At 59.1% G+C, this 23055-nt stretch carries 1 protein-coding gene; it reads right to left on the reverse strand.

All coding sequences use genetic code 11. The annotated features are described in order from the left end of the window. Positions 1-7: 7 nt before the first annotated feature. Positions 8-23008 (reverse strand): GH-E family nuclease, encoded by a 23001-nt coding sequence (locus O3297_RS09000; protein ID WP_305048435.1) that lies wholly within the window; start codon positions 23006-23008, stop codon positions 8-10. Positions 23009-23055 lie beyond the last annotated feature (47 nt).

Here is a 23055-nt window from a genome sequence, read left to right on the forward strand (position 1 = left end):
AATTTCATTACTTCCAGAACAAGTTGGTTGGATCTTCGCCTAAGTGGCTGCTATTTGACGTTTTGAGTTCTGGCCGATATCTGCTCGGATCATTCAGTATGTCCAGAAATTGACCACGTGTTGTGAATGTGCGGTCATATAACCATTGATTGATAGCAAAATCACGCTCCTTCCAATATTCCATACCAGGCTTATGGCCCATTACCCATGGCTGCGATGGATCCATGCGAATGTTGGTCAGTGGGTCATACACACGACCATTAAGCGGATTAGTAGCTGCATCCCATGCCTGTTGTTTTATCCCACCTCTGAACTTAAAGCCGTCTCGGCTATATGTTTTCGCATCCAAAGTCTCTCCGCTAGAACTGACGTAGAACCGGGTACTCGGGGTTCTCGGTTCGATTACAGTCGCAGTACGCTGGGGGGAAATTCGACTTAGGATATCTCCTGCTGCCGTATTGGGCAAGCTCATCCCTGCATAAGATACTTGACCCGCTTTTGGAGAGTATAACCCGATAGATGAACTACCAAATTGGGGCAGCGACGCGGGAGTATTGAGTCGAGCAATGGTGGTGCCGCCGAAACCACCAATCGATGCCATGCTGCTCAACGCGCCAGCTGCGGTCGTTGCGTAGTACATCTCTTCTAAAGACCCGCCACGACGTGCTACCAGACCACCTACGGCTGCGGCAAACGGGCTGCTTGTCATGTTGCCAAGTACGGCGGCAAATGGACTCGGCTGCATTTGTCTGGCTCGAACTTCGATCGCATCCGGACGAGTGTAGTTCAGGCCATTGAACAGCGTGGCTACCTTGCTGGCGGCGGGCATATTTGAGTTCCATACGCTCGCTAATTCATCCCAGCGATTATAGCTACCCGACAACGCTTTAGCATCCCATTGTTGCTCCAGACTAGATGTGTCGTTTACCCAGCTCAAAAGGCCCTGACCTGCTTCTGAAAGAACATCTCCAACTTGGGAGATCAGTTGTCCGGCAGGAGTGAGAATATTCCGTTGTATCCAGCTTGGCCCTTGACCCAGGATCGTTACGCTCGGGATTCCATCGACAATCTCCGAAGCGCCGATAACCGTTGCTACGTCATACACAGATCTTTGTGCTGTTCTTGTCGAAGCATAGGTCATGTCACCGAGCGTTGCTACGTCGCCTACAGTACCTGGTTCGCCACCGAACGTGGACACCAAGCGGGGAGCGGAGAGGGCACCTTGCTTAAGCTTGTCCCACTCATCGGCGCTCAAGTCCGGTGTGCCGCTGCTGCTTCGCGCCAGGCTGCCCCCCAGCACATTACCGAACGCATTTGTATCAACTGACTCCGCCACTCTCTGCGCCACCTGCGCCCCCAGCCCAATCGCGTTCCCCACCGTACTGGCGATCACATCCTGCATGATGCCCGGGAAGCTGCTACGCAGGCTGCCGCCTCGCACCAGGCCGCTGGCCATGCCCGCTGCCACGCCGGAAGCGGCGCTGCGGGCCATGGTCTTGCCGATATCGCTCCACAGGGCTGCGTCCTTCGCGCCTTGCGATAAGCCGTTAAGATTGGCCCAGCCCTGCTCGCCATACTGCGCTTGCCCGATTGCATTGCCCACTTCGGCAAAAACACCACCGGCGATTGCCCCGGCCGCCACGCCACGCCAGTCAAAACTGTGCTGCAAGCCCGTCGCCACTGCCACGCCTTGGGTGATCGTGTTGCTGATGCCGCCCTGCACGACGCCTCGGGTAAATGCGCTAGTGCCAGGGCTGAACGTCGGCCCCATACTGGTATTCATCACCCCAGCAGTCACCGCCCCACCCAAGGCGCCCAAGGCAACCCCATTCCAGTTAAAGCCGTCCTGCGCGCCAATCGCCATGCCCACCGTCTGACTGGCAACCGAGCCGAGGGCGCCAGCAATCGCGCCGGTTGCCACAGTCGCCGCCGTAGTGCCAGCACCGAACATCGCCCCTGCTGCGGTTGCTGCTGCCCCCATCGTCATATAAGTCACGGCGACGGCCACCACTACCATGATCAGCTTGCCCATCACCCCGCAACCACCGCCGCCCTTGGACTGCTGTGGTGGCGGAGGCGGCATCGGTTCCGGCGGCAGTACGGGCATGGTGTCGCCGATGGCCTGGCCGGCGTTATACACCTTGAAGGTGCTGGCATTATTGTGGAAGTTGCTGACCTTGTTCGGCACCGTCAGCACCTGCCCTTCGATCAGCGTGTCACTGATCGTCAGGCCATTCGCGTCCGCCAGCAGATACCACAGGCTTTCATCGCCCCAGACGGCGCGCGCAATCGCGCCCAGCGTGTCGCCCTTGCGCACCGTATAGGCACTTGCGGTGGCGCCCGGATAGGACGAATTGATCGGCTGGTAGTTCTGGTCGAAATCCGCCGACGACACCGGCTTGGCGTTACGGAAACCACCCGGTGTCGTCAGGCCGCGCTGTGCCAGCTCCTCCGCATACGAAATCGTCGACGGTCCTTCACTGCTGACGTCGCCGATGGTATGGCCATTCATATAGTAGAAGCGATGCGCCACCTCCAGATTGCCATTGGCCAGCGTTTTATTACGCCGCAGCACCTGGCCATACTGGTCGCTGATATAGGTCATCGTGCGGCTCGAAGCGCTGCCAACCCGTGCACCCAGGTTGCCGGCTTCATAGGCACTCATCTGCGTCAAATGGCCGTTGACGTCATACTGCAGGTCCGAGAAACCACTAGCCCAGCGCAGCTGTTCTGGATTGCCCGCATTGATCCCCTGGATCTGGATCTTGCTCTGCTTGGCCTCATCCCACCAGACATAGCTGTACATGGTGTGCACACCGGTATCTTTGACGCCCTCGGCATGCTGGAAGGTATGTGTCACTACACCTTGGTCAACGCCCGTGTAATTGCCATTGCCGACGTCCAGACGGTAATCGAAATCCGTGACCGTCGTCTTGCCAGCAGCTAAGTCAATGAAGCGCTCCGTCACAATACGGCTGTCTTTGTCAAACGTCGAGTATTTTTGCGTCATCACAGCGCCATTCTTGTACTCGATGTACCCAGTCACCCGGCCCCGCAAATCATTCTCACGGCGTGCACCCAAGACGCCATTGATCGTGACGTCTTCCAAATAGCCATCGCTGGTATAGCTGTAGCGCTCGACGGTGCCATTGGCCGCCGTCGCCGTCAAGCGCTGGCCTGCCAAATCGTAACTGATCCTGGTACCGGTGCTGCCGTTGCTGATCATCCCATTCGCCAAGACGCCCTTGGTGATCGTAAAACGGTTCATGCTGTCGTACTGGTACCAGTACTCCTGCACCGCAGGGGCACCATTGACCACCGTGTTGTAGGCGCTTTTCACCTGGCGCCGGTTACCGTTGGCGTCATAGCTATAGGTAATGGTCGCTTCCGGATCGACGAACTTCACCACCCGGTTCAGCTCATCGTAGCTGATATCGGCCAGCTGATAGTAGGTGAGCTGGTCATCTTTCTCCAGCTTGGCATACGCTTCGCGCGTGCGGTTGCCCTCCTTGTCATACTCGAAATAGGACTCGATGTTCAAGAGCCGGTCCGTGCTGCGTTTCAGGTAGCCGTTGGCATAGTATTCAAAATCGATGTTCTGGCCGGCTCGGCCAGTCGGATCACCACTGGAGGTCTGTCGGATCAGGTGGGCGGCATGGTCGTAACTGTAGACCACTTTGCGCCCTGCCACATCGACATGCCCAACCAGATGGCCGAAATAGTCGTTGCTGTCGCTGGTGCTGCGCGCATCGCCTACCGTAGTGACCTTTTTCCAGCCGCCGACCACCAGACCGCCCGCACCCAGCATGGCTGCGTCATAGGTATAGCTGTAGCGTACTTCGCGCTGTTCAAAGCTGAGCGTACGCACCACCCGTCCCTCGGCATCGTAGTCGGTGCTTTCGGTTTGATTGTAGGCATTCGTATGGCTGGTGCGGTTGCCTTGCGTATCGTAGGTGTACGTCTCAACGTTGGGTATGCCGTTATTGTACCCAGGCGTACCCTCCACACGTCGCGGCCGGATCACCTCGATCAGGCGCCCGCCCTGGTCATAGCGATTCTTCGTCACGCTCTGTAATTCGTCCGTCACGGTGCGCAGGTCGCCGAACACATCGTAGCCAGCCTTTTTCACGCCACCATCCGCATGGAACTCGTTGACGATGCGCCCCTCGCTGCCGTAGCCTGGCAGCAAGGTCTGGGTATTGAGGTTGCCATTCGCGTCGCGCACGCCGATCAGCTGATTGGAGGCATCGTAGTAATACAAGGTCACGGGGCGGCCAGGCGCATTGGTGCCATTTTCCAGTGCGATGGTGGTCATCGGCGCATCTTTGCGCGTCAGTTTTCCTGCCGTGTTGTACGACAAGGTGACCACGTTATTTCTGCCGTCGGTCTCGCTGGCGATCTCGCCAAAGGCGTTGTAGGCCTGCTGGCGGTGGATCGTCGCCTCTGCGCTTTTCAGGGAAATCGTCCACAGACTATTACTGACGCTGGTATTGCGGTCCGCCTTGACCTCTACCACCCCATCGTAGGTCGGCTTGCCGCCTGTCACCGGCTGTCCGGCCGCATCGAGCAAGGTATAGCTGTATTCAAAGCTGTTACTGCCAGACTGCGGGCGCAGGCCTGCATCCTCGACCTTCCAGATGAACTTATCGCCGCTGCGGGGCAACACCACGCGCGTGTAGGCGCCGGTCGAGCCAAGATTGCGGTACTGTAGTACCAATTGCGTTGCCGCCGGCAAGGGGGGCGTGAAGGAAACGATGCTGGGCTGCGAAACGTTGTTATGTGTCGGGAGCTTCGGATGCTCCCCAAAGCTCAATTCGCCCTTCGCGGCATTGACGCGCTGGCCGTTAGCATCAAATGCTTCATACGTATAATCGACCACATAGTCGCCCATGACGTCTGGCGCCACGCTGCTGGCATCCCAGATGAAGCTGTTGGCGCCGTTACTATTCAGCCCAATACTACCGGTGCCGCCACCGCGCAGGGTGTAAACCAGATTCATCCTGACTGCATTGGCAGGCTGGTTATTGAAAGACACCCTTGCTGGCGAGGTATTCCAGGTTTTCAGCACAGAAGCCTCGCTCGGGTACGAGAAGGTACCCATTGTCCGGCCACCACCTGGAGCATTGATCTGCGCACCAGTGCCGCCGGATCCCGCGTAGGTTTCAAACCAATATTCCGTGACACCCGGTGTGTTGTACGGCACCTTGAACCAGCCAGGAACGCCTGGCACCGCCTCCAACATCGCGACCTGCCACTCGGCATTGCTGTCCTTTTGCCGATAATGGAAACGCATGGATTGCGCTTTGCCTTGCTCCGTAATCTGGAACCAGGTCTTCCCCCCGCCGCCAAACAGGGTTCTCTCGTCGCTAGCGTGAAATGCTTTGCCGACACCATTGATTGGTTGTGGCGTTTGTGTCAGTGTCGAATTGCCTTGAGCGCTATCGAACACGCCTGTCTCAGCATTTAAGACGGTGCCGTCGGCCGCCAGCGCAATATATTGAAATTCGTAGCTGCCCGGGCTTGGCAAATCCGTAGCCTGAAACCACCCGGCTATCGGTCCGCCCTGACTATTGAACATCCTATTGGTATTATAGGTTCTCCAAGACGAACCGATACCAAGCGGTCGCGCCATAAAGACCAGACGATCTGTCGAAGTTGGTTGATTGCGAATATTAATTTGTGCCGGTGTATGTGTTTGCCCGTAGCCGCTCGTTTCAGTCTGAAACAAGCTTACCCTCACATAACTTTCGGCAGACATTGTCGTGGCCGCCAGTAAAAGAAGGCTGGATGTCGCACCGTCTTGTATTTCCTGTAGCAACTCAACCCGCATATTCACCGTTACAGGCCTTGTTTTAGGCATAAACATCGTCCAAGAAATTCCCTCGACGTTGGCATCGGAAACCGCCTCCGGTATATCGACTCCGTTTATGCGCACGTGCAGCTTACCTGAACCATTCGCTAAGCCAGGTGGTACCGAGACATATGAATTAAGTTGTGGTTCATAGTCTTGATTCTGTCCAGGCTTGCGTGTCTCATTCTTAAGCCATGCAATACCAAAACCCACAGTGCCCGGCGCCGCATATCCGATACTGCCGGTCACCGCCGGCATACTCGTTACATTGCTACTGGTTTCCCTGGTCGCCCCTACGGTCAAGCCCCCCGCCGTAAAATTGGCACCCAGTTCCTGCGTCAGGAACGGCGTGTCCGTGACGAAGTTGTACGAACTCTTCATCGTCGCCTGGTAGGTATCGGTCAGCTGGTTGCGCTTATCGTACGCACTCAGTGTAATGCTGATGCCGCCAGCGGCCTTGGCCGCCACCACCAGCGGATCGGTCGAGCTTCCCTGCCCTTCGTTCACCTTCATGATCTGATCGAGCGTCATCGGCCGCAGATTTGCCCCGGACGACTGGATCAGGATGGTCGCATTGCCATTCTGATCATACTGGTACACCTTGGTCGAACCGTCGCCTGCATTGGTCTTCCAGCGCCGCCCCATGTTGTCGTACTCGGCAAACTCGGCCGTACTGCCATTGACGCCCTTGAACACCACTTCGCCAAAGGCGTTATAGCGCACCTCGCGGCTGTCGCCAGCGGTCCATCCTCCGGCGATATCCACGGACCCGGTCTGACGTCTGGTTTCGCGCCCCATCGCATCGTAGCCGATCAGGGTGCCGCTGATGCTGGCGGTGCCATCGGCTTTCTGGCCGTTCACCTGCACTTCCGTCACATTGCCGGCCGCGTCGTGGCCATAAACATAACTGCCTGCAATACCATCCGTCGATTTACCCGTCAGGATACCGGCAGCGTCATAGCTGAAGCGTGTGACGCGGTCCTCAGCGCGCTTCTTACCCAGCGCGGTCGAGGTGATGACGTTGCCGACGCCGTCATACACCGTGTCGGTGGTCGGGCGTACCCATTCCTGCTGGAAGTCCGTAAAACCAGCGCCTTCGGTCCGGGTCTGGCGGCCCAAGTCATCGTAGCGGGTATCGGTGACATCGCCGTTCGCCTCGGTTCTCTTGAGGATATTGCCCAGGCCATCATATTCATAGGCCACTGCTGTTGCCCTGGTCTGGCTGCTCAGCCCTCCCTTCGTATCCAGGCTGAACACTTCCTGGTTGAGCGTACTGTGCGTGCTGACCCGGTTCATCCGGTCATATGTCGATACCGTAATGCGGTCATCGACGCTGGTGCCGCTGCTGGCCTTCAGTTCGTCCACGCTGCGCGCCGCATTCACCACCAGGCCGACCCGCTGGGCGTAGCGGTACTCCTGCAGGATATTGCCGGCCGCATCGCGGGTCCATACCGTCAGGTAGTTCTTGCCATCGACTTGTGCAACCTTCGCACCGGCCGTGTTGTAATATGAAAAGGTCACCGTGCCGCGGCCATCCGACTCGGACACCACGTTGCCCAGCCCATCATAGACACGGCTGGTCAGAATCGTACCGTCATACAGGCCGAAGCCGCCACCCTGGTTCGGTTCCGCCCACTGCACCTTGACGACAGGATCGCCATTGATCGCCGCCTCTTCCTTGCTATTGCCCACTTTCGTGCCGACCATGCGGTTGGCCTGATCGTAGACGTAGTAGGTCTGGCGGCGCTCGGCCGGGTTGACCGGCTGCGGCGCACCATTGCCGGCAGGTGCGCTGAGCGGCGTGTTGTACACCAATGCCGAGATCATGTTGCCGGCGGCGTCATAGCGCCATTGCGACAGGGTACCGGCCGCGCTCAGTTCCATCTGCTTGCGGTCGGCCGCGTCGTAGTACCAGCGCGTCACCTTGTCATTACCATCCGTGTACGAGGTCTTGTTGCCGCGCTCGTCGTAGGTCCACGCCTGCTGCGGCGCGGCCCGGCGCGTCGCGCCACTACTATCGTGTAGCGTGATCTCGTCGCCGCGCTGGCTGACCAGGCGCCCGGCCAGGTCATAGCCGTACGTGGTGCGGCGCTGCGATGCCAAACCCTGCGCTTCGACTGAGGTAATGCGGTTGCCGAATGCATCATAGGTGTAGCTGTTGACGACCGGCTTCGACACGCCATTGGCATCGGGCGCATTGACCGGCAGCGTTTCCGTCAGCAGCGCGCCGCGGCCGTCATAGGTGTAGCGCGTGATGCCGCGCAGCTTGTTCTCATAACTGCTGCGGTTGCCCAGGGCATCATAGGTAAAGCTCTCGGCAGCGCCTTCGGCATCGACAGAACGCAATAAGCGGTCATTGCGGTCGTACTCCAGGCGCGTCACGGCATCTCCCGCTGAGGCGATGACCGCGGGACGCGCGTCTGCCGACCACGGCCCCGTCAGCACCGTTTTGTATTCCGTCACCGTTTGCGGCTTGCCCGACAGGGTATAGCTGGTGCCGACCGCATAGCCGAGCGGATTGACCTGCAACACCAGCCGGTTCTGCTGGTCGTAATAGAAATACCCGGCATTGCCCTTCGGATCGACGACCTTGACGGCATTGCCAAATGCATCATAGCTGGTCCGTGTCACCGCCACATTCGTGCCATCGAGCGGCACCGAGGTCAGCGTCTTGCGCCCCGTCTGGTCAAACTCCTGTCGCGTCACATAGCCGCGTTCGTTAGTGATGCTGATGACATTACCCAGCGCATCGTAGGCGTACAGGATGGTACCGGCGGCCGCACTGCCGGCAGCGCGGGTCAGCTCCTTCAGGCGCCCCGCATTGTTATATTGACGTGTTTCGGCCACGTCCCTGGCCGCATCCACACGCAATGCGCCCTGCACCGCCGCCGATTTCAGCGCAGTGGAGCTGGCCGCTGGCACAGCCACGGCATTGGCATAGCGGTCCACCCGGGTTAAGCGGCCATTCGCGTCATAGCTGTTCTGCGTAACATAGCCGAGCGCATCGATGCTGTACAGCAGCCGGTTGGCGCCGTCGAACACGCGGTTGACGTGGCTCGCCGGCTGCGTATCGAGCGGCAGCAAGGCCAGGATGCGCGCCGTGTCGGGCACGCTGTTGCGGTCAAGCAGCGCCGGCACCTGTGTCGCATACGCTGTGCTGCGCACTACGTTGCCCGCATTGTCATACATGCGCCGCGTCACGCCCCCCATGGCATCGACCGCATACACCTGGCGCCCCAGCGCATCATACGTAAAACTGCTGATACGGTCCGCTGTACTCTGCGCCACGCCCGACAGCACGGCATTGTCCGCCACCGGCACCGCCAGCGCCGTCGCATACGCGATCTGGCGCGTCAGATTGCCGGCCTTGTCGTAGCCGTACTGCGTCACCGCCCCTTGCGCATCGGCGCTGTAGGTCAGGCGGCCGCCGCCGTCGTAATTGCTGACCAGGCGCGCGTCGCGCGCCGGCTGCGAGATCGTCGCCAGTTGCTGCGCCACGCTGGCCAGGGTCAGCGGCTGCGTGATATTGACCGCCGCGGCATACGCGATGCGCACGATGGCGTTGCCGCTGCCGTCGTAACGCAGCTCTTGCACCGCTCCCACGCCATCAATGCTGTAGACCAGACGGCCGGCCGCATCGAACAGCTGCTGCGTGACCACATCGCGGCCGGCCGCGACGACCGGCGCCGGCGTGGCGCCGCCCGCCAATGCCGCCAGGGCGGCCGCGTCGAGGCGGTTTGCATATGCCGTGCGCTTGACCGTCTTGCCATCGTACTCGGTACGTACCACTGCACCGCTGCCATCCACGCTCCAGCTCAGGCGGCCATCCTTGTCGTAACGCCTGACCTGGCTCAGGTCGTGCGCCGTATCGCGCACCACCAGCGACAGGATCTGCTGCGCCGTTTCATTGCCCGTCAGCCCGGCGACCGCCTTGGCATAGCCGATGCTCTGCGCCACATTGCCATTTTTGTCGTACAACGTCTGCGTGACGCCGCCCTTGGCATCGACCACCAGGATCACGCGGTCGTTGGCGTCGTACAGGTAGCGCGTGACATTACGGTTCGGATCTTTCACCCACACGACGTTGCCCTTGGCATCGTAGCCCGTCAGCGTGCTCAGGTTCAGGCCCGCCGGATCGACATGCTGCTCCGTGCGCCGGCCCAGCTTGTCGTAGACATAGCTGGTGACCAGGCCACCAGGACTAGTCACGCTCAGGACGCGCCCGGCGTCGTCGTATGCATATTGCGTCGTCAGGCGCAGGCCTTGCGGATCGGCGATCTGTTTGAACACCTTGCCGTTCAGGTCAAACTCGGTCTGCGTCACGGCACCTGCGGGGTCAGTGATCTGGATCTGCTGGCCCTTAGCATCGTACTGGTAGCTAGTCCGCAAGTTCAAACCGTCCGGATCGACGCGGCGCGTCAGCAAGCGGTTCGCTGCATCGTACTCATAGCGTACCTTGCGCCCGCCCGCATCCACACTTTCCGTCAAGCGGCCAGCGGCATCATAGCTATTCGTACTATTGAGATTCAGGCTACCCTCGGCGGCCCTGGACGCATCCAGGTTGCCGTCCAGGTCATAGTGATAGGTGCTCGTTACCCCCTGCGCGTCGCGCAGCGCAATCTTGCGCCCCTGTGCATCCAGGCTGCTGACCGTCACCAGGCCTTCGGGCGTGGTCACCGTCACCGTCCGGTTGAAGGCCGTATAGCTGTAGCGCGTCACCTGCCCCAGCCGGTCCGTCTGCGTCAACACATTGCCGTAGGCATCGTAGCTGGTCAGTGCCGCCTGCTGCAGGCCATCGCGCGCCAGTACCACGCGGCCGTTGCGGTCGTAGTCATAGCTGTGCGTGACCTGATTTGCGTCCACGCTTGCCGCCAGGCGGCCAAACGCGTCGTAGCGCGAGATGCTGGTCTGGTTCAGGCCGCCACGGTCGCGCACCTCGCCCGTCACTTGCCCGCGCCGGTCATAGCTCGTTTCGATCAGCAGCGCCACGCCAGCGGCGATCGGCGTCAGCCGGCTGACCTGTTCGCCGAACGCATTGACGCCATACGTCGTCATCTTGCCCAGCGCATCGCCCGACGAGGCCAGCGCGCCGCTGGCAAAATAACTGTAGGAAGTGCGGCTATCCTTGGCGACATTGGCGATCGCCAGCACGGCATTCTTAAAGCCAGGCGTTGCCATCCCGCCCTGCAAATTTGCCAGGGTGCCCGCATCCAGGCGCGTGCCGTAGGCAATGCTGGCCACCGTTTCGCCCAGCACGTTGTACACCGTTTCGCGTACTTCGCCCAAGGCATTGACGGCATGCGTGAGGCGCGCATCGGCATCGTACAGATACAGCGTCTTATTGCCGTTGGCATCGGTCTGCGCGGTGCGCAGCCCCGCCTTGTCGTAGGTGTAACGCACGCCATACGCCTGCCAGACGGCATCGACCTGGGCCGCGGACGGATTGCTGCCCAGAGCCGCCAGCGCCGCACTGCCCTTGCCCGCCAGCGCGCCAATCAAGCGGCCCTGCAGGTCGTAGCGGCTGGCCGCACCGATGGCCGCACGCGTTTGACCGATGACATTGCCGACGCTGTCATAGGACAGCGCCGTGCTTTCTGTTGCACCACCATCGAGGTAGCGCACGCTGGACGACAGGCGGCCATTGGCATCATAGCTATAACTCTCGCGCTGCAAGGCACCTGGCTGCGTCAGCTGTCCAGCGCCCATGCGCGTGCCCTGGCGCGTTTCCGCCAGGCGCGCAGCCGCGTCATACGTATAACTGGTGACATAGCCTTCGCCATCGGTGCGCGTCTCAACCAGGCCGCGGCCGTTGTAGGTCGTGGTGGTGACGATATCCTGCGCATGCACCGCCGGCGTGGCCTGGGCCAGCGAACCATTGGCCAGCGCTGTCGCCGACACCTGGTTCGCATAGCGCAGCGTGCTCACCTGGCGCCCCGCGCTGTCGTAGCGGTATTCCGTCATGTAACGTTCCGCATCGACTTCATAGCGCAGTAATCCATCGGCGTCGTACTTGCGCCACGTAATGCGGTCGTCGGCAGCTGCGGCCACCACGGCATTGCCGGCGACCGGATTGGCCGCAAACGCCGTCGTGTTCAGCGGCGTGCTGCGGGCGATTGTCTGGACCAGCTTGGACACGCCGTCGTAAACGTACTCGGTCACCGCACCGGTGGCACCCACCGTCTTGACCAAGCGCCCGGCAGCGTCATACAGGCGCCATTCGCTCTGATCCTTGGCGCTGGCAGGTGGCAGCACGCCGGCCTGTGCCAGGGTCGCCGCCAGCGGAGTACCGTCAGCAGCTACCAGGCGCGCCAGGTTCGCGCCGCTGACCGCCTGCGCATAGCGCAATGTGCGGATCAGCTGGTTGTTCGCATCGTACTGGTAATGTGTCAGGGTGCCGCCGGCCGTGATATCCGCTGCCTTGCGCCCCGCCTCATCGTACAGCACGTAGCTGCGCTGTCCCGTCGGCCCCGTCGTCATACGCAAACGCCCATCGGCGTCATACGCATAGCTGGTACGGCCCAGCTCTTCGCCTGCCAGACCCGCTTGAATCACATCCGTCAGTTCGCCCGCCTTGTTGTACACCGAGGTGGTCATCAAGCCATTGGCCAGTCTGACCGCCATGCGCCCACCGGCCGCATCGTAGCTGTTGAGCGTGACATGGCCCAGCGGATCGGTCGCCGTCAGCAATCGGCCCAGGCCGTCATACGTGTAATTGGTGGCGGCACCGGCTGTATCGATGCTTTGCAGCAATTGGCCAGCCTGGTCGTAGACATAGCGCTGTACCGTCTGGGTGGCGGCGATGCCCTCACCCGCCACATCGACTGCGCCATACGACAGCGTGCGGACCAGCAGGCCGCGCGCATCATATGCGTAATCGAGGCGCACCGTCTGCGATTTTTTGGGATAGTTCACCACCTGCGCGGCGATCTCGGCCTCGCTTGGCGCCACTGTCGACGCCAGCGCGCTATTGTCGAACAGATCGGCCGCATATTGCACGCTGGCGATGCGCTCGCCCTTGGCGTTATAGCGGTACTCGATCGTCCGCCCCACCGCGCTGATCTGGAAGCGCAGGTGGCCCGCAGCATCATAGACATAGCGCACCGTCTGCGCCCGGCCCGGCTGGCCAGGGCCGGCACCGTCCGGGTCGGCAATCTGGTACGTCGTTTCCGTCAGCAGCAGATTGCGCAGCGGATCATAGGTGCGCGTGATGGTATTACCCAGCGCGTCGCGCTGCAGGATCTGGTTGCCATTGGCGTCGTATTGCATTTCGACCATATTGCCGCGCGCATCCACGCTGCGGATCAAATTGCCCTGCGTGTCATACGCATACATGGTCTGCTGGCCCGCCGGCGTGGTCACGCCGGTCAGCTGGCCTTGCGCATCATACGCATACACGCTGACAGCGCCGAGCGCATCGGTCACGCGCGTGGAGTTGATGGTCAGGTCGTAGTCCAGCTGCGTGCGGCGGCCCAAGCCGTCCGTCACCGAGGCAACGCGCCACTCGCTGCCGTACTGCTGATAGGTGAAGGACAATGCCGTGCCGTCGGCCTGCGTCACGCTGGCGATGCGTTCACTCGTGCCATCATAGGCATACCGGATCACGGCCACCTTGCCATCGGCGATGCTGTTGTCGTCCGGCGTCAGATCCGTGGTGACCGAGGTCAGGCGGTGCTGCGCATCATAGCCATAACGCACGCGCGTGAGCACGGCGCCCGAGGCCAGCACGTCGCGCATCTGCGCCAGGTCGCCATTGCTGTAGTCGAACCAGGTCGTATCGCCGCTGGCAGTGACCACGCGCGACAGCTGGCCGCTGCCAGCATCATAGAAGTAACTGAGCTGATTGTTGCTGGTATCCGAAGAGAGGATGATGCGGCCTTGCTGCGTCGCGTCATACACTTCGCGTACCTGGCCATCGCCGGCAGTCCACGTCCAGCGCTGCGCCACCGCGTCATAGGCCAGGGTGCGGTAGGCGCCGGCGCCATCGGTCGAGACATACATGCCGCGTGTACTGTCATACGTGTATGCCGCCTGGCTGCCATCAGCGGCCGTGCGCAGTACCGTGCTGCCAGCGCCGTTGACCACACCGATGATCCGGCCAACGGACTGGCTGACGCCAAAGGTCCAGTGCCGTGCCTGGCCGCCCTGCGCATTGTAGGCCCGGCCCAAGGCCAGGTCGATGCCGCGCGCGGCGATCACATCATCGCGCTGGCGGATCACCACATTGCCGTTCGACAGGTTCAGATAGCTGTCGCTGCTGTTGCCGCTGGTATCCACATATGGCGTACGGTTGCCGTTCTGGTCATAGCCCCAGCGCTGCAGCGGCAAGGTCATGTGCCAGCCGCGGTCCTCGCGTACCGTTGGTACTGGCAAGCCATTGGCGAAATTGGTGACGATGTCCAGCGCCGGTGCGGGTTTGAGCGCGGCCAGGACTTCCTGCAGTGTTGGCCGCTCACCGACGCTGATGGAGGACGCATACTGGATGGTTTGTTCTACCTGACCGCTGGCATCATAGATATAACGCAGCACCTTGCCCGCCCCATCGATGACGAATGCGCGCTGGCTGTTTTCGCCATACACATAGCGCTCGTTGATCAGACCCGTCACCAGCTTGATCAGCCGGCCAGCCTGATCGTATCCATAAACCGTGGTCTCGCCGTTGACGGTTCTCGACACCGTCGTGCCGCCATCGGCCTCATAGCTGGTCAGCGCGACATTGCCTTGCGCATCGGTGTGCGACACTCGCCGGCCCAGTCCATCGTGGACACTACGCGTGCCATTACCGGAATAAATACTTTGCTGCAGTTTGCCAGCTTGGTCGTATACGTAATCATAGGTCCACTGCGTGACCAAACCAACAGCCATGATCTGCTGCGTTATCCTGCCGGCGGCATCGTAAGTGTACGTATTGATCACCGGATGCGATACGCCCGCTGCATCCTTTCCGGTTTCCGACGACGTTTCGCGAATCTTCAAGCCGCGCGCGTCATACTCGTACGTTTTCACCACGCCGTCCGGATCGGCCGATCGCGTCAGCCGGTCAGCTTTATCATATTCGTAGGTGCTAGATTTGCCATTGATCTGCCGCGACTCTGTCCTGCTACCGTCCGCTGCGTAGGTGGCCAATATGACATTGCCTTGCGCATCGGTATGCGATACACGCCGGTCGAGTCCATCGAAGATATCGCGCCGCCCATTCCCAACATAAATGCGTTGCTGCAGCTTTCCATCCTGGTCGTACAGGTAGTCGTTGCTTTCCTGTGTCACCAAACCAACAGCCATGATCTGCTGAGTTATCTTGCCGGCAGCATTGTAGGCATACGTATTGATCACCGGATGCGATACGCCCGCTGCATCTTTCCCGGTCGCCGACGACGTCTGGCGAATCAGCAAGCCGCGGTCATCATAGTCGTGCATGATCGACACCCCGTCCGGGCCGATCGATCGGATCAGGCGGACATTTGTATCGTACTCATAGGTCGTCGTTTTGCCATTGAATTTTTGCAACTCCGTCCGACTGCCATCAGCAGCATACGTGATCAATACCACGTTGCCTTGTGCATCAATAAGCGATAGAAGCCGGGCCAGTCCATCGGTAATAAGACGCGTACCATTACCAACGTAGGTGCGTTGCTGCAGATTGCCATCCTGATCGTACTCGTACTCATTGCTTTCCTGCGTCACCAAACCAACAGCCTGGATCTGCTGCGTTATCTTGCCGGCAGCATTGTAGGTATACGTATTGATCACCGGATGCGATACACCCGATGCATCCTTCCCGGTCGCCGACGACGTCTCGCGGATCAGCAAGCCGCGGTCATCGTAGTTGCGCATGATAGACACGCCGTCCGGGTCGGTCGATCGCATCAGGCGGCCAGTTTTATCGTACTCATAGACGCTGGACTTGCCATTGATCTGCCGCGCCTCGGTCCTGCCGCCATCTGCAGCGTAGGTAGTCAGTGTTGAGTTGCCTAGTGCGTCAGTAGACGACACTGCGCGGCCCAGATGATCGTGAACTACACGCAATCCATTACCGATATAAGTGCGTTGCTGCAGCTTTCCAGCCTCGTCGTACACATAATCGTTGATTCCCTGCGTCACCAGGCCAACGGCCGTGACCAACTGCATCAGTTTGCCAGCGGCATCGTAGGTGTACGTATTGACCACCGGATGCGATACACCCGCAGCATCTTGCCCAGTCGCCGACGATGTTTCGCGGATCAACAAGCCTCGATCATCATAGACGCGCATGATTGACACGCCGTTCGGGTCGGTCGAGCGTATCAGGCGGCCAGTCTTGTCGTACTCATACGTGATCGTCTCGCCCTTGATCTGCAAGGACACCAGTTTCCCGCCATCTGCGGCATAGGTGGTCAGCGTCACATTACCTTGCGCGTCAATCATCGAGAGTGGACGGTTCTGTCCATCATAGATACTGCGTGTGCCCTTACCGGTATAGGTACGCTGCTGCAGATTGCCAGCCTGGTCGTAGACATAGTCGTTGGTTTCCTGCGCCACCAGACCAACGGCAAGAATCGACTGTTTCAATCTGGCTGCGTCATCGTAGCTATATGTATTGATCACCGGATGGGATATGCCCGCGGCATCTTGCCCGGTCGCCGACGACGTCTCGCGAATCAACAAGCCACGTTCATCATACTCAACCGTTTGCACCACACCATCTGGACTGGTCGAGCGCAGCAAATGGCCCGTTTTATCGTATTCATAGGTACTCGTCTTGCCATTGATCGGCCGAAATTCCGTCCTGAAGCCATTCGGACCAAAAGTGGTCAGCATCAAATTGCCCTGCGCATCCGTATGCGACACAAGCCTGCCCAGCTCATCAAAGATACTACGCGTCCCATTCGCGGCATACGTACGTTGCTGCAGCTTTCCAGCTTGGTCGTACACATACTCGTTACTTTCCTGCGCTACCAAGCCCAACGCCAGAATCTGCTGCGTTATCCTGCCTGCCTCGTCGTAGCTATGCGTATTGATCACCGGACGCAATGCACCAGACGCATCCTTTCCAGTCTCCGACGATGTCTCGCGGATCAGCAAGCCGCGTGCATCATACTCATACGTTTTCACCACGCCATCCGATGCGGCCGAGCGCAGCAAATGGCCTGTTTTATCGTACTCGTAGGTGGTCGTCTTGCCATTGACCTGCCGCGATTCCGTCCTGCTGCCGTCCTCAGCATACGTGTTCAGCATCACGTTGCCTTGCGCATCGGTATGCGACACTAGCCGGCCCTGTTCATCAAAGACACTGCGCGTACCGTTCGCGGCATACGTTCGTTGCCGCAGCTTTCCAGCCTGGTCGTATACGTAGTCATTGGTTCCCTGTGTCACCAGGCCAACGGCCGTGATCAACTGCGTCAGTTTGCCGGCAGCATCGTAGGTGTACGTATTGATCACCGGATGCGATACACCTGCTGCATCTTGCCCGGTCGCCGATGACGTTTCACGGATAAGTAGGCCGCGCGTATCATATTCGTTCAGTATCGAGACACCATCTACACCGGTCATGCGAATCAAACGACCAGCATTGTCATACGCATATGTTTCATAGTTTGTTTCGCCGTGAAATCTTATGGACACTACCTTGCTGCCATCAGCTTCATAGGCCGTCGACGTCACATTGCCCTGCGTGTCAATCATTGAAAGCGGACGATTCTGTCCATCATAGATACTGCGCGTACCTTTACCGGCATAAGTACGTTGCTGCAGATTGCCAGCCTGGTCGTACATATAGTCGTTGATTTCCTGCGCCAGCAGACCAACGGCCAGAATAGACTGCGTCAATCTGCCTGCATCGTCGTAGCTATATGTATTGATCACCGGATGCGAGACACCCGCTGCATCTTGCCCGGTCGCAGACGACGTCTCGCGGATCAACAGGCCACGCCCATCATATTCAACCGTTTGTACCACGCCATCTGGACTGGTCGAGCGCAGCAAATGGCCTGCTTTATCGTACTCATAGGTGGTCGTCTTGCCATTGACCTGCCGCGACTCGGTCCTGCTGCCGTCCACCTCATAAGTGGTCAGCATCACGTTGCCTTGCGCATCGGTATGCGACACAAGCCGATCCAGTCCATCGAAGATGGCGCGCGTACCATTCGCAGCGTAAATGCGTTGCTGTAGCTTTCCAGCCTCGTCGTACACGTAGTCATTGCTTTCTTGCGCTACCAGGCCCAGCGCCAGAATCTGCTGCGTCATCTTGCCAGCAACATCATAGCTGTAGGTATTGACAATTTGACGTAACGTACCAGCGGCGTCCTTGCCAGTCCCCGGGAGGGTCTGGCGAGTTATCCGGTCGTGTGCATCATATTCAGTAACGGTGGTTTTGCCATCAACCTGCCATGACTCAGTCCTGCTGCCGTCCGTCGTGTAGGTGACAAGTGACACATTGCCTTGTGCATCCGTATGCGATATCCGACGGCCCAGCCCATCGAAGACACTACGCGTACCATTACCTGCATACGTACGTTGCTGCAGTTTTCCAGCCTGGTCGTATACATAATCGTTGCTCTCCTGTGTGACTAGGCCAAGCCCCAAAATCTGCTGCGTCATCCTGCCAGCGGCGTCGTAGCTATACGTATTGATCACCGGATGCGATACACCCGCTGCGTCCTTTCCGGTTTCCGACGACGTTTCGCGAATCATCAAGCCGCGCGCGTCATACTCGTACGTTTTCACCACGCCCTCCGGGTCGACCAATCGCGTCAAGCGGTCAGCTTTATCGTACTCATAGGTGCTAGACTGGCCATGAATCTCCCGCGCCTCTGTACGGCTGCCGTCCGCCGCGTAGGTGGCCAGTATGACATTGCCTTGCGCATCGGTATGCGATACACGCCGGTCCAGTCCATCGAAAATATCGCGCCGTCCATTACCAACATAAGTGCGTTGCTGCAGTTTTCCATCCTGGCCGTACACATAATCGTTGCTCTCCTGTGTGACCAGGCCAACGGCTTCAATCTTCTGCGTCAATCTGCCGGCAGTATCATAGCTGTACGTATTAACTACCCGATGCAATGCGCCAGACGCATCCTTCCCGGTTTCCAGCAACGTCTCGCGGATCAGCAAGCCGCGCGCATCATATATGCGCAGTGCCGATGTATCGTCCGGAATGGCCGGCTGAACCAGCTGGCCAGATTGATCGTACTCATAGATAGTGGTCTTGCCATCGACCTGTTTTGACACGATCTTGCCGCCATCAGCAGCATAACTTGTCAGCGTGACATTGCCCTGGGCATCGGTCTCGGAAACGGACCGGTCCAGTCCATCGTGGATAGTCCTGCTGCCATTGAAAGCGTAAATGCGCTGCTGCAACTTGCCAGCTTCGTCATAGGTATAATCAGTACGCTCTTCCGCGACCAGGCCAACGGCCAGCACCTTCTGCGTCATCCTGCCTGCGGCATCGTAGCGATACGTATTGTTCACTGGATGCAATGCACCAGACGCATCCGCTCCAGTCTTGGGCAGAGTTTCACGCAGCAAACGCCCGCGCGCATCGTATTCGGACAGCGTGATCTCTCCGTTGACTTCCTTCGATATCGTCTTGCCGCCATCAGCCGCATAGGTGGTCAGCGTCACCACGCCCTGTACATCAGTCAGCGCCACGACGCGCCCCAGTGCATCCGTGACGACGCGGGTACTGCTGCTGACAAAAGTCTGCTGAGTCACCTTCCCAGCCCGATCATACTCATACTCCCGGCTCTCTTGTGCCTTGAGGCCCACGGACGCAATCTGCTGCGTCAGCCTGCCAGCAAAGTCATAGCTCTCCTGGTTAATAACGGGACGCAGTACACCAGCGGCATCGAGTCCGGTGCGCGGATAAACCATGCCAACCCGTAGGCCGCGGGCGTCATACGTCACATCGGTGAACCGACCTAAGGAGTCAATCATCCGTACGCGGTCGCCAAACCCGTCATACTCGTATTTCCGTGTGGAGATATTTCCACTAAATATTTCCACGAGGCGGCCGGCACGGTCAAAAGCGGTTTTGCTTGCCACCGCGTTGCCTGCCGCAACAAACTCAGGTAATGCCCCGACTGTTGCTGACGATAAAAGGGTAACGGCGATTTGATTTTTCACCACCTGTGTTTGATTGCCGGTATATGTAGTACTAGTTGCACTTCCCTGTGCACTTATCTCAAGTACAAGCCGCTGTCGCTGATCATAGTAGTTATATCTGGCCTTGCCTGCACCATCGGTTACTTTCACGATATTGCCGAACGCATCGTAGGTGTTCGTCTCGACGGTATCCGCATTGGCATCCGGCTGCAAGGCGGCCTCGATCTGCGCCACCGTCCACGTTATCGCTGAATTAAATGCACGCAATGGCAATGCATAGCGCACCGACTGGAGCACGCGGCCGTCTGCATCTTTGGAAAGACGCGTCACGTAGCCCATCACGTCTATGCTGTATGACAATCTTTTCGCTGAGTCAAAGACAGTCATGTTGCCAATGTCACGCAGAGGATCCGGACGCAACTGGGATGCCACCTGGGTCAGCCCAGGGATGCTGCTGCGATCGACGAACGATGCCAGCTGGTTGGCGTAGAGCACGCTGCGCACCGCATTCTCGGCCCCATCGTACCAATACTGGGTGACGGTACCGACCGCATCGATCGCATACACTTTTTGACCGGCATCGTTATATACAAAGCTGCGTATCCTGTCGCCGGCTCCTGCCGTCACAGCTGACAGATCACCAGTGTTCCATGCCGTGCCGGCCAAAGGCTTGGCATACGCAATCTGTTTTGCCAGATTTCCCCATTGGTCATAGAGATATTGCGTCACGAAGCCATTCACGTCAGCCGAATATGTCAAGCGATTGGCCGCGTCATAACTATTGACCGTGCGGATGTCAGCCGCGGCATCTTGCCGTGCCTGCAATTGCTGTGCGACCTCGGCGATGCTCAGCGGCTGGCCAAGGCTCACCGGATGGGCGTACACGGTGCGCACCAGGACATTGCCACGCTCATCGTAGCGTTGTTCGATTACCTTGCCGCCAGCATCGATCCTGTAGATCACTTTCCCCGCATCATCGAGCAGCTGATAACTCACCACGTCACGCAAGGCATCGGCCTGCGGCGTCGGTAACGAGTCGGGCAATGCTGCCAATGCCGCCAGCATATCGGACGTCAGACGATTGGCATATGCTATATTTTTAACAATATTTCCATCGTATTGGGTCTGAATCATGGCGCCAGCTTCATCGATACGCCAAACAACACGGCCACTTTGGTCGTGAATCACGGAACGATGCTGGGATGGGCTACTCGCCTGCTGCAAACGGCCGTCTGCATCATAGGAATAGTCAATTTGATCCAGTTCCTGCCCTGCAGCATTACTGCGCATGGCAGATAACACGGCTCCGGTGCGTTCAAACACCGAGGTCGTCAGCGCCGTGCTCGTCGAGCCGGCCACGATGCGCCGTCCGTCCGCATCGTAACTCGTCAAAGTCACGTTCCCTTGCGGGTCCGTGCTCGAGAGCAGACGCCCGCTGACATCGTAGGTGTACCGGGTAACTTGACCAGTGCCGTCCATGCTTTGCAGCATGCGGCCACTTTGGTCATACACATAGCGCTGCTGCGTCTGCGTGGAGGCAACCCCCACTCCGGCAGCATCGACCGCACCATAACTTGTGGTGCTAATCAGCAGGCCGCGCGCATCATATTCATACTCCTCGCGCAGTGTGGTCGATTTGTCCGCAATGCCATCCACCCAGGCAGCCAGCTGCGCCTCGCCCGGCACCGCCGTAACGGATAGTGTGCCGATATCGTAGCGATTGTCCGTATATTGGAGGCTGGCGGCACGTTCGCCATCGGCGTTATAACGGTACTCCGCTACTCGCCCTTGTGGGGTGATCTGGAAACGCAGACGCCCTGCCGCGTCATAAACATAGCGCACAGTCTGCACTTGACCGGCTGCTGCGCCATCGGCAATCTGGGACGTCGTTTCCGTCAGCAGGCTATTGCGCACCGGATCATAAGTGCGCGTGATGGTATTGCCCAGCGCATCGCGCTGCAGGATCTGGTTGCCATGGGCGTCATATTCCATCTCGACCACGTTGCCAGCCGCGTCCCCACTACGGATCAAATTGCCCTGCGCGTCATAGGCATAGGTATGCTGCGCAGCCGGTGTGGTCACGCCGGTCAGCTGGCCTTGCGCATCGTAGGCATACACGCTGACGGTACCGAGCGCATCGGTCACGCGCGTGGTGTTGGCGGCCAGGTCGTAGGCCAGCTGCGTATGCCGGCCCTGGCCGTCGGTCACCGAGGTCACGCGCCAGTCATTGCCGTACTGCTGATACGTGAACGCCAGCGCCGTACCGTCGGCCTGCGTCACGCTGGCGATGCGTTCGCTGTCGCCGTCATACGCATACCTGGTGACCGTGGCATCGCCATCCGCAATACTATTGTCGTCCGGCGTCAGGTCTGTGCTCACCGAGGTCAGGCGGTGCTGCGCGTCATAGCCATAGCGCACCCGCGTCAGTGTTTCACCATTCGCCCGCACATCGAGCACCTGCGTCAGATCGCCGTTGCTGTACTCGAACCAGCTCGTATCGCCGCTGGCGGTGACTACACGCGCGAGCAAACCACTATTTGCATCATAGAAATAACTGAGCTGATGATTGTTCTCGTCCGCAGACGATATGATGCGGCCGTGCTGGGCGGCGTCGTATACTTCGCGCACCTTGCCGTCGCCTGCGCTCCAGGTCCAGCGCTGCGCCACCGCGTCATACGCCAGGGTATGGTAGGCGCCGGCACCATCGGTCGACACATACACGCCACGCGCCTCGTCGTAGCGATATAGCGCTTCGCTGCCATCTCCCGCAATACGTACCACCGTGCTATCAGCACCGTTGACTACACCCGTTACGGCGCCAACTTCGCGGTTTAGGCCAAATTTCCAGTGCTGGCCCAGCGCCCCTTGCGCGTTATACGTGCGTGTCAGGGATAAATCGATACCGCGCGACGCGATAAAGTCATCACGCTGCTGCATGACCACATTGCCATTGGAAACATTCAGGTAGCCATTTTCCTGGCTCTTGCCAATGCCGGCGGTGCCAAACGCCCCTTGCTGCCCCAGCGTCGCCGACGAACCGCCCAACAAACCCAGAGTGTTACCGCTGACAATCGCTACCATCTGTTTCCCCTGTCGCTATGCCTGTCGCATGACGAGCACAATATTGA

This window comes from Janthinobacterium sp. SUN128 (assembly GCF_030587275.1).
GTDB classification, from domain to species: domain Bacteria; phylum Pseudomonadota; class Gammaproteobacteria; order Burkholderiales; family Burkholderiaceae_D; genus Janthinobacterium; species Janthinobacterium lividum.

Bases quoted from the DNA above. Each gene is read 5' to 3' on its own strand.
- O3297_RS09000 (WP_305048435.1), bottom strand. From the start codon at position 23,008: ATGGTAGCGATTGTCAGCGGTAACACTCTGGGTTTGTTGGGCGGTTCG.